Below are 10,071 nucleotides of genomic sequence, written 5' to 3' on the forward strand. Positions count from 1 at the left end.
AACCCCCAACCTACTGATTACAAGTCAGTTGCTCTACCAGTTGAGCTACACCGGCATATGGTGGAGGATGACGGGCTCGAACCGCCGACCCTCTGCTTGTAAGGCAGATGCTCTCCCAGCTGAGCTAATCCTCCACATCATGGTGACCCGTACGGGATTCGAACCCGTGTTACCGCCGTGAAAGGGCGGTGTCTTAACCGCTTGACCAACGGGCCAGTTTGTCAAGTTTGTTGTTTCCGTGAAGCTGACAAAAGTTATTATATACAGGTTGTCCCCCTTTTGTAAAGGGGATTTTTATTTTTTTTATTTTCTAACTATTTACCCCCTATTTATTCAACATTTCAACTGAAATATAATTTCAATATTCAAATATAATATTGAAATTTCATATCATACTCAATATACTGAAAATGAAGAAATAAGGAGGTATGTCACATGCAGCCATCTCAACTGCGTTCTTTGACAACAGAATCAAGAAACCCCAACACAATGGGAATTTCTCAAGCAGATCCGCTTGAAATACTCCAGATGATTAATGAAGAAGATATGAAGGTCGCTCAAGCAGTCACCCTTGTACTTCCCCATGTCAAAACAGCAAGTGACTTTGCCTATGAATCCATCTCAAATGGAGGCAGACTCGTTTATTTAGGCGCCGGAACAAGCGGCAGAATTGGCGTAATGGATGCTGTCGAATGTCCCCCAACCTATAGCGTCTCACCTGATGTCATTGTAGGCATCATGGCAGGCGGAGACTCAGCTTTTTCTCAAGCTGCCGAAGATGTGGAAGACAGTGAAGAAGCCGGCAAACAGGATTTAATACACATCCACCTGACATCAAAAGATACAGTCGTCGGTATTGCCGCAAGCGGCAGGACACCTTATATCATCGGCGCTTTAAACTATGCAAAGTCAATTGGAGCTAAAACAGTAGCACTCAGCTGCAATGCACAAGCAGAAATTAGCGAGCTTGCAGATTGCGCCATTGAAGTCATTGTAGGACCAGAAGCCATCACTGGGTCAACAAGAATGAAAGCAGCATCCGCTCATAAAATGATTTTAAATATGCTTTCCACCTCAGTCATGATCAGACAAGGCAAAGTATATGAAAACCTGATGGTTGATGTTAAAGTCAGCAATCATAAATTAAAAGAACGCGCCATCACCATCATTCAACATGTGACAAATGCTTCCTACGAACAAGCCGTGAAGACTCTCGAAGCAGCAGACTTAGAAGTCAAAACCGCCATCGTCATGCTCCAAACAAGCACAGACAAGAAAACAGCCAAAGATTTACTGAGCAAAACGAATGGTCATATCGACAAAGCGATCTCACGTTATCAATCCTAAAGGAGGCAGAGCTCATGTCAGCAGGCGGACTTACCCTACTACACACAATCAAATCAAAGCTTCCCCAATCTGAAAAAATCATTGCAGACTATATCCTTGCCCATCCTGACAAAGTCATTAAAAGTACAGTACACGAAATCAGTCAGGCAGCCGGCGCAAGCAGCTCTGCAGTCATCCGTCTTTGTAAATCTCTCGGGCTGGATGGCTATCAAGATTTAAAAATGCGGATCGCTGGAGACTTGATGCATGACGATAAACAAGGCTACAGAGATATCGAACAAGATGAACCGATTCAATCCATTATTCAAAAAACAGCAGGAAACTCGATTCAATCGATTAAGGACACCGCTTCTATTTTAAATGCAGATGCTTTAGAAAAGGCTGTTCAATTACTGCTGAATGCAAACCAAATTCATTTTATCGGTGTTGGTGCATCTGGCATCGTCGCAGCTGATGCCCAGCAGAAATTTCTCAGAATTAACTATGCAGCGACAGCCTTCACTGACATGCACATTGCATCTACGGTCATCGCAAATGCGGGAGAGAATGACATTGTGTTTGGTATCTCCTTTTCAGGAGAAACGTTAGACATCATTCAAGCCCTTCAGCTCGCAAAAGACAACCAAGTGAAAACCATTGCTTTAACACATCCAGGTCATACAAGCGTTTCTGCTTTATGTGATGTTCACCTATCGACTTCCGGTTCCAATGAAGCACCTTTTCGCAGTGCTGCCACTTCCTCTAGAATGGCACAGCTCTACTTAATTGATGTCTTGTTCCTCAGTTTAGCTTCTCGTCAATATGAAGAGACAGCCCAATATATTGACAAGACAAGGCATGCCATCCGCTCCATGAAACGAAAAACAAAGGGGGATTCAACATGAGTCATCAAAAGAAATATCAGCAGTTGGCGAAAGACATTCTTTCACTCTGTGGTGGTTCTGAAAATATCTCTTCCCATACACATTGTATGACACGTCTTCGAATTACACCGATCGATAATGAAAAAGTTCACATCACAGCAATCAAAGAACTCGATGGCGTCATTGGCGTCGTCGAAGCAGAAACGCTTCAAATCATCTTAGGCACTGGTGTTGTCAACCAAGTATCAAGTTCGTTTGAACAGCTTCTAAATGCCTCTGGCTCTTATGATTTAAACAACGAAGCACAAAAAAACAAGCAAGCCATTTCACAAAAAAACCGCACACCGTTCAAGCTGTTCTTACGACGGATCGCCAGCATTTTTATTCCAATCATTCCGGCACTTGTTGCTTCAGGTCTTATTACTGGGATTACAAAAGCGATCGTGCAAGCAGGCTGGCTTGACGAAAAATCTCAAGCCGCAGTTATTTTAACAGTTATCGGTTCTGGCCTTTTCGCCTACCTAGGGATATTAGTCGGAACAAATGCCGCAAAGGAATTTGGAGGCTCTCCTGCATTAGGCGCATTAGCTGGTATTCTCATTATTAACCCAGCCTCCGCAGACATTATGCTATTTGGCACAAATATTCTACCAGGCAGAGGCGGACTCATCGGCGTTCTTCTTGCCGCCATCTTTATGGCACTTGTGGAAACCAGAATTAGACGCTTCGTCCCGCAATCACTTGATATCATCGTCACACCAACCATCACACTACTCATTACAGGCATTTTCACTTATGTTGTCTTCATGCCAGTCGGCGGATTTATATCTGATGCCATCACCTCAGGACTGACTTACCTATTAAATATGGGCGGAATCTTCGCAGGGTTTGTTCTTGGTGCGACCTTCCTTCCACTTGTTGTAACAGGACTTCATCAAGGGCTGACACCGATTCATATGGAACTGATCAATTCAATTGGAGATGACCCGCTTCTGCCAATTCTCGCTATGGGCGGTGCAGGACAGGTCGGCGCTGCATTCGCTATTTATATGAAAACAAAAAAGAAAAAGCTCAAAAGAGCCATTGCTGGTGGACTTCCTTCTGGGATGCTGGGCATTGGTGAACCACTCATTTTCGGTGTCACACTCCCGCTAGGACGACCATTTCTCACCGCTTGTCTTGGTGCAGGAATCGGCGGCGCATTTCAAGCCTACTTCCAAATCGCGACGAAAGCCATCGGTGTATCCGGTCTACCATTAACCTTTATTGTTCACACACATCAAATGCTTCTTTATTTAATTGGACTATTTATCGCATATGTTGCTGGATTTTTCTTCACATACTTATTTGGATTTCATGATGATATGGCAGTTGAATTCGAGGATCACAATCAATAAGGAGGTCTAGACCTTGAAGAAATGTTTTCTCTTGATCACATGTCTGCTCATGCTCCTTGGGTTTCCAGTACAAACATTTGCAACTAGCTCCCATCCTGGATCGTCTTTGTCTAAAACAGCACCTGAAGAATATCCCGTCTTAAAAAAAGCAAAACGACCGGAACAAGTAGGTTTTTCTTCCAGGCAGCTGAGGAAGGTTGATCAAATGATTCAAAATGACATCAAAGCAGGATTTCCAGGAGCCGCTCTCATCATTATTAAGGACGGAAAGATCGTCCATCAAAAAGCCTATGGCTACCGGCAAAAATACGATGGCACAACAGAGCTCAAATCATATAAAAAAATGAAAAAGGATACACTATTCGATTTGGCATCCAATACAAAAATGTATGCGACCAACTATGCCCTGCAAAAGCTTGTCTACGAGCAAAAACTTGATGTCAACGAAAAAATACAGACCATCCTTCCAGATTTTCAGGATGAACCTGATGCAAAGGTAACCGGTAAAGACCAGCTCCGGGTAAAGGATCTTCTCACCCATTCTGCCGGTCTCCCTTCCAGTGTCTTATTTTATAGCAAAGAATCAGCTGGCTCTTTTTATTCTCAAGACAGAAAAACAACGATGAAATGGCTGCCAAAGGTACCACTGCAATACAAACCAGGTACCCAGCACATTTATAGTGATATTGATTACATGCTGCTAGGCATGATTATCGAGAAGAAAACAGGCATGCCTCTTGATCAATATGTCGAGTCAACAATTTATCGGCCGCTAGGTCTCAAACACACAATGTTCAATCCGCTGCAAAAGGGGTTCAAGCCGAAGCATTTTGCAGCAACAGAACGTTTAGGCAATTCACGAGACGGTGTGATCGATTTTGAAAATATCCGACGGTACACCCTGCTAGGTGAAGTACACGACGAGAAAGCATATTACTCAATGGCAGGTATCTCCGGCCACGCTGGACTTTTCTCGAATACCTCAGATATGGCTGTGCTGCTTCAGCTGATGCTTAATAAAGGAGGCTATGGAAAAACAACTATTTTTGATCAGGCTTCTATCGATCTCTTTACAGCCTCAGCTGATACGAACCCAACTTACGGGCTAGGCTGGCGAAAAAACGGTCATACTGACATGGAATGGATGTTTGGAAAATATGCAAGTAACGAAGCCTATGGACATACTGGCTGGACCGGCACAATGACGTTGATTGATCCTAAACACAATTTAGGTGTCGTTTTGCTGACGAATAAGAAACATTCACCCATTGTTTCACCAGAAACCAATCCTAATCAATTTGAAGGTGACCTGTTCCCAACTGGTACTTATGGAAGCATCATGACCGCAATCTACGAATCTTTTAAGTAAAAGGAGGAATTCGATGTTGAAAGCTCTCTTCCCCGCTGCACTAGTTTTAGCCCTGCTAACCTCTTCCATTCCAACGGAAAAGGTTAGCTCTGCCTCTCTGCCCACCGCTAAACAAATGGTTCAAGACATGTCACTGGATGAAAAGATAGGTCAAATGCTCATGCCGGACTTTCGCAATTGGCAAACAAAAGATGAATCCGCACCTACAGGCTTCACAAAGATGAATAACGATGTATCTCACCTTGTAGAAAAATATCATCTAGGTGGTGTCATCTTATTTGCGGAGAATGTCGTTGATACGGAACAAACCGTGAGACTCACCCACGAATTTCAAAAAGCATCACCAAACATTCCTTTACTCATTTCCATTGATCAAGAAGGCGGAATCGTCACAAGGTTACAAAAGGGAACACATTTCCCAGGAAATATGTCGATTGGTGCCTCTAGAAGCAAAAAAAATGCATATGACACAGGAAAAATCATCGGAAAAGAATTAAACGCCTTAGGTATTAATACAAACTTCTCTCCTGTGCTTGATGTGAATAATAACCCAAACAACCCCGTCATTGGTGTCCGTTCCTTTAGCTCTGATCCTGCTCTTGTCTCTAGACTTGGCCTTCAAACCATGAAAGGACTTCAAAAGGAAAAGACCATTTCCACACTAAAACATTTCCCGGGCCATGGTGATACAGCCGTCGACAGTCACTATGGCTTGCCGCTCGTAGAGCATGACCTAGATCGTTTAAAAAAGGTTGAGCTGTATCCATTTCAACAAGCGATCAACGCTGGTGCGGATATGGTGATGACCGCTCATGTTCAATTTCCTGCCATAGATGACACAACGTATCAAAGCAAAAAAGATGGCGAGGACATCATGGTTCCAGCAACCTTATCAAAAAAAGTCATCACACACTTATTAAAAGAAGAGATGGGCTTTCAAGGTGTTGTTGTGACAGACGCCCTAAACATGAAAGCGATTGCAGATAATTTCGGACAGGAAGAAGCCGTAGTGATGGCCATTAAAGCAGGCGTCGACATCGCTCTCATGCCAGCACCAGTTACCTCATTAAAAACAGAGAAAAACCTAGAGAATGTATTTAATGCGGTCAAACAAGCGATTTTAAAGAAAGAAATTCCGATGTCGCAGATTAACGAATCCGTCGAAAAAATTCTTCAATTGAAAATCAAACGCGGCATTATTTCCTCCAAAAAACCAATCAGTCTTGAGAAAAAAATCAAAAAAGCCACTCAAATCGTCGGGAAAAAATCGCACCGTCAAGCAGAACAAAAAATGGCACGTGAAGGAATCACCCTGCTTAAAAACAACAAAAAGACCTTACCTTTCAAGCCTAAAAAGAATGACAAAATCGTGGTCATGGCACCTTACGAAGATCAGACTAAAGCAATGTCTGTCACAGTCGAATCTCTCATGAAACAAAAAAAGATCAAGCCTGTACGCATCCAGTCATATGCTTTTGCGGATAAAACGTTCACCAAAGACTCGGCCAAACTAATTCAAGAAGCTGACTATGTCATCACTGGCTCTTACGTTGTCCAAAATGATCCAGCTGTGAATGATGGCGTAATTGATGACAATGTCCAGGATCCGAAAAAATGGGCTACTGCCTTCCCTCGTGCTGTCATGAAAGAAGCAGCAGCACAAAACAAAAAAATGGTCATCATGAGTCTTAGAAACCCTTATGATGCCGCAAATTTTGAAGAAGCCGATGCCTTACTAGCTGTGTACGGTTTTAAAGGCTACTCAAACGGACAATTCAATCAGCCAAATATTCCTGCTGGACTAGAAGTGATATTTGGAGCTGCATCACCTAAAGGGAAACTGCCAGTTGATATCCCATCTGTCACTCATCCAAATCAAACCCTTTACCCATTCGGCTATGGACTCAATTTGAAAGGGAAACAGATCAAATAGGAGGGATTCTCTTGAAGAAAACAGCAAGTTTCATACTCGCAAGCATTCTCATGATGAGCACATTGACCGCCGCCTCTCCCGCAGATCAAGAACGAACAGACACAAAAGGAAAAAAAGCAGCAGTCAAAACAGGGATCGAAACACTACTCTCAAGCAATCTTTCATGGCTAAAAGGGAAAAGGGTTGGTCTCATTACCAACCCGACTGGCATTGATGCAAATATGAAAAGCAGTGTCGACCTCCTATTTGAACATCCAAATATCAAGCTCACTGCTTTATATGGGCCTGAACACGGCGTACGCGGCGATGCACAAGCAGGAGAAGGCGTCGAATCCTATACCGATGAAAAAACAGGTCTTCCTGTTTACTCTCTTTATGGAAAAACAAGAAAACCAACTCCTGAAATGCTGAAAAATGTAGATGTCCTGCTGTTTGATATTCAAGACGTTGGTACTCGTTATTACACCTATATTTACACAATGGCCTATGCGATGGAAGCCGCTAAAGAAAACAACATTCCATTTGTTGTCCTAGACCGCCCAAATCCCATTGGCGGACTAAAAGTAGAAGGACCTGTTTTAGAGCCTGAACACGCCTCATTTGTAGGGCTCTATCCAATTCCGCTAAGACACGGAATGACTACTGGTGAGCTTGCAAAACTGTTTAACAAAGAGTTTCATATCAATGCTGATGTAACAGTCATCAAAATGAAGAATTGGAAGCGGTCCATGACATTTGATGACACGAAGCTGCCGTTCGTCCTTCCTTCCCCTAACATGCCAACAGTGGATAGTACCTTTGTATATCCTGCCACAGGATTAATTGAAGGCACAAATGTCTCTGAAGGCAGAGGAACGACAAAACCATTCGAGCTCATTGGTGCACCATATATCAATAGCAGCGAGCTGGCAGATCATTTAAATCAGCTAAAACTAAAAGGCGTTCAATTTAGACCTGTGTCATTCACCCCCACATTTTCTAAACATGCCGGTACACTATCTCACGGTGTGCAGTTATACGTCACAGACCGCTCATCTTTTGAAGCGGTGAAAACGGGGTTATCCATCATCAAAGCAATACATGATTTATACCCTAACGACTTTCAGTTCCTTCAAACAGGCAGCTTTGACAAACTCATCGGGAATGGCTGGATGAAAGAAGAAATCAAAAAAGGAACTTCCGTCAAACACATCATGAAACGTTATCATCATGACCTCAAATCATTCGAAAAGAAGCGAAAAAAATATCTCATCTATTAAATCACAAAAAAACCTCCATCTATCAAAGGATGGAGGTTTTTTTCATGAGAAAGACTTGGTCACAGCAGGTGCTTTCAGCTCAAAACGATTGAGTAAGAAGCCGAACAAGGCAGCAAGCACTTGCTGAAACAGCATGCCAATCACCACCGGAACAGCGACAGCAGGCGGGAAAAAGCTAATGGCAAGCACAGCCCCCGCACTAATGTTTCTCATACCGCCCGTATACACGATGGCCACAATCTCTCCTTGAGTACATTTCATCGCCTTCCCAATCAACCATGCAAACGCATATCCGCTCATCGCAATGAGAAACACCGTTGCTGCTTTGCTAAAAAATGCGGCATCCAGTTCACGTAAGTAAGGCGCAACAACAGAACTGTTAATCGACACCACTAAAAACAAGCCTATTTTTGAAAAAGGTGACAGTGTCTGACTGATCATTTTTGTCACAGCAGGCTTTGCATAGTGACGAACGAGCATCCCTAAAATAGATGGAAGCACCACCATCCCAAACAGCCCTTTCATGATCGCCACCATGTCCATATGAACTTGTGTACCGGCCAAAAGTGACAAACTGGCTGGCACAATTAATGGCGAAAGCAATGTATCAATTAAAATAATGGATAACGTTAATCCAACATTCCCTTTATACATTGCCGCCCATATTAAACTAGAGACTCCTGTGGGAATCACCATTGCAAGTGTCAAACCAGTGATCGTCATGGCATCTCCCGCAAATATGAGATGTCCGGCTGACCAAGCATAAAGAGGCATCAACACATGCAAAATCATAAACGATAAAATCAAAGGCAATGGGTGCATCACCGTATGCTTTAAAGCCGAAAAAGTAGAAGACAAACTCCCTGCAAAGGTCATAACAGCAAATACCCATGGCACCAAAAACGTAAAATCCTTTAAATAAGCCGCCAATAAAACACCGAGTAACACACTAAAAGGTGTAATAAGCGGCATCATCCGGCCGAGCACTTGGTTCAAACGCACAAGCATGCCGGCCACCTCCATCCCTTCACTTTCTTACCTTTTCTATTGTAACAGACAGAAAGGCCTTTTTAAGAACCATTCACTTGTTTCACAAGCTTTCGACTTGATGTACCCATTCCAACTACGTCCACCTGGACGCCAATTGCTTGATACCTCTCCTTTATACGTCCTAACGCTGCTACGCCAGATTCATCCCATATACGCGCTTCAGACAAATCAATCACAACAGATTAGAGTTCTTTCCCCTGATGGAAAGCTTGGATCAAGTCTGTGACAGAAACAAAGGAAATTTGCTCTTTAACTCAATAAATCCAACTCCTCTACCATGTCACCATTCGCCAATCATCATCATCCGTAAGACATCGCCTGTCATGATATACATAACATAAATTTCGTCCCCAATACGTCCCCCGCACAATAAAAAAAGACATAAAAAAAAGCCTTCTCATCATCGAGAAACCTTGTCATATCAACATATAGAGGAAAGCTTCCAAGCGGGCTCGAACCGCTGACCTCTTCCTTACCATGGAAGTGCTCTACCTACTGAGCTATGGAAGCATGGCTCCGCAGGTAGGACTCGAACCTACGACCGATCGGTTAACAGCCGATAGCTCTACCACTGAGCTACTGCGGAATGATAAAGTAACTTCTTCCATTGGAAGGATATAAACAAAAAGCTTGGCGGCGTCCTACTCTCACAGGGGGAAACCCCCAACTACCATCGGCGCTGAAGAGCTTAACTTCCGTGTTCGGTATGGGAACGGGTGTGACCTCTTCGCTATCGCCACCAAACCTGATGGAGAGAATGTTCTCTCAAAACTAGATAACAATGTTCATGCTTCACATTAGAATATAGGTTAAGTCCTCGATCTATTAGTATCTGTCAGCTCCACGTGTCACC

8 protein-coding genes, 4 tRNA genes and 1 rRNA gene are annotated in these 10,071 nt (G+C 43.3%); 6 read left to right on the forward strand and 7 right to left on the reverse strand.

The genetic code is table 11. The features are described from left to right. Nucleotides 1–58: 58 nt before the first annotated feature. Both C9414_RS19140 and C9414_RS19145 read right to left on the reverse strand, forming a co-directional pair. Nucleotides 59–134, reverse strand: a tRNA-Val gene (locus C9414_RS19140). A gap of 6 nt (nt 135–140) precedes the next feature. After that, nucleotides 141–215 (reverse strand) — tRNA-Glu (locus C9414_RS19145). Nucleotides 216–435: 220 nt separating this feature from the next. Here C9414_RS19145 and murQ point away from each other — a divergent pair. From murQ to C9414_RS19175, 6 genes are read left to right on the forward strand one after another with little or no spacing between them, the layout of a single operon-like run. Next, a complete protein-coding gene (gene murQ / locus C9414_RS19150) occupies nt 436–1,347 on the forward strand; it encodes an N-acetylmuramic acid 6-phosphate etherase (RefSeq protein ID WP_107164287.1) in 912 nt (303 codons plus the stop codon). 14 nt (nt 1,348–1,361) lie between these two features. Beyond that, a complete protein-coding gene (locus tag C9414_RS19155; protein WP_107164288.1) occupies nt 1,362–2,231 on the forward strand; it encodes a MurR/RpiR family transcriptional regulator in 870 nt (289 codons plus the stop codon). Then, nucleotides 2,228–3,607, forward strand: coding sequence for a PTS transporter subunit EIIC (locus tag C9414_RS19160; protein WP_107164289.1), 1,380 nt, complete (start codon nt 2,228–2,230; stop codon nt 3,605–3,607). The genes C9414_RS19155 and C9414_RS19160 overlap by 4 nt, the downstream gene beginning before the upstream one ends. 13 nt (nt 3,608–3,620) lie before the next feature. Next, nucleotides 3,621–4,976 (forward strand): penicillin binding protein PBP4B, encoded by a 1,356-nt coding sequence (gene pbp4b / locus C9414_RS19165; protein WP_107164290.1) that lies wholly within the window; start codon nt 3,621–3,623, stop codon nt 4,974–4,976. A 13-nt stretch (nt 4,977–4,989) separates the two neighbouring features. Beyond that, the gene (locus tag C9414_RS19170; protein ID WP_107164291.1) at nt 4,990–6,909 is read left to right on the forward strand and encodes a glycoside hydrolase family 3 protein; all 1,920 of its coding nucleotides are present in this window, start codon (nt 4,990–4,992) and stop codon (nt 6,907–6,909) included. A gap of 50 nt (nt 6,910–6,959) precedes the next feature. After that, nucleotides 6,960–8,168, forward strand: a complete 1,209-nt coding sequence (locus C9414_RS19175; RefSeq protein WP_483295697.1) for an exo-beta-N-acetylmuramidase NamZ family protein — start codon at nt 6,960–6,962, stop codon at nt 8,166–8,168. Between the two features lie 42 nt (nt 8,169–8,210). On the opposite strand, the gene C9414_RS19180 is transcribed toward C9414_RS19175, so the two are convergent. The 5 genes from C9414_RS19180 to rrf form a co-directional block, all read right to left on the reverse strand. Then, nucleotides 8,211–9,176 carry a bile acid:sodium symporter family protein gene (locus C9414_RS19180; RefSeq protein ID WP_047202013.1) on the reverse strand — a complete coding sequence of 322 codons (966 nt, stop codon included), beginning with the start codon at nt 9,174–9,176 and terminating at the stop codon, nt 8,211–8,213. 62 nt (nt 9,177–9,238) lie between these two features. Beyond that, entirely contained in the window at nt 9,239–9,394 is a 156-nt protein-coding gene (locus tag C9414_RS20580) for an STAS domain-containing protein (protein WP_235436000.1), read from the reverse strand. A gap of 261 nt (nt 9,395–9,655) precedes the next feature. Further along, a tRNA-Thr gene (locus C9414_RS19190) sits at nt 9,656–9,728 on the reverse strand. A gap of 1 nt (nt 9,729) precedes the next feature. Further along, nucleotides 9,730–9,804: transfer RNA gene (locus C9414_RS19195), tRNA-Asn, on the reverse strand. A gap of 42 nt (nt 9,805–9,846) precedes the next feature. Further along, nucleotides 9,847–9,962, reverse strand: a 5S ribosomal RNA gene (gene rrf / locus C9414_RS19200). Between the last annotated feature and the right edge of the window lie 109 nt (nt 9,963–10,071).

Source organism: Bacillus sp. Nf3 (genome assembly GCF_003028545.1).
Classification (GTDB): Bacteria; Bacillota; Bacilli; order Bacillales; family Bacillaceae; genus Bacillus; species Bacillus safensis.

Excerpts from the sequence above, each read along its gene's own strand:
- murQ (WP_107164287.1), top strand. The coding sequence starts at position 436 with ATGCAGCCATCTCAACTGCGTTCTTTGACAACAGAATCAAGAAACCCC.
- C9414_RS19155 (WP_107164288.1), top strand. The coding sequence starts at position 1,362 with ATGTCAGCAGGCGGACTTACCCTACTACACACAATCAAATCAAAGCTT.
- C9414_RS19160 (WP_107164289.1), top strand. The coding sequence starts at position 2,228 with ATGAGTCATCAAAAGAAATATCAGCAGTTGGCGAAAGACATTCTTTCA.
- C9414_RS19170 (WP_107164291.1), top strand. The coding sequence starts at position 4,990 with ATGTTGAAAGCTCTCTTCCCCGCTGCACTAGTTTTAGCCCTGCTAACC.
- C9414_RS19175 (WP_483295697.1), top strand. The coding sequence starts at position 6,960 with ATGATGAGCACATTGACCGCCGCCTCTCCCGCAGATCAAGAACGAACA.
- C9414_RS19180 (WP_047202013.1), bottom strand. The coding sequence starts at position 9,176 with ATGCTTGTGCGTTTGAACCAAGTGCTCGGCCGGATGATGCCGCTTATT.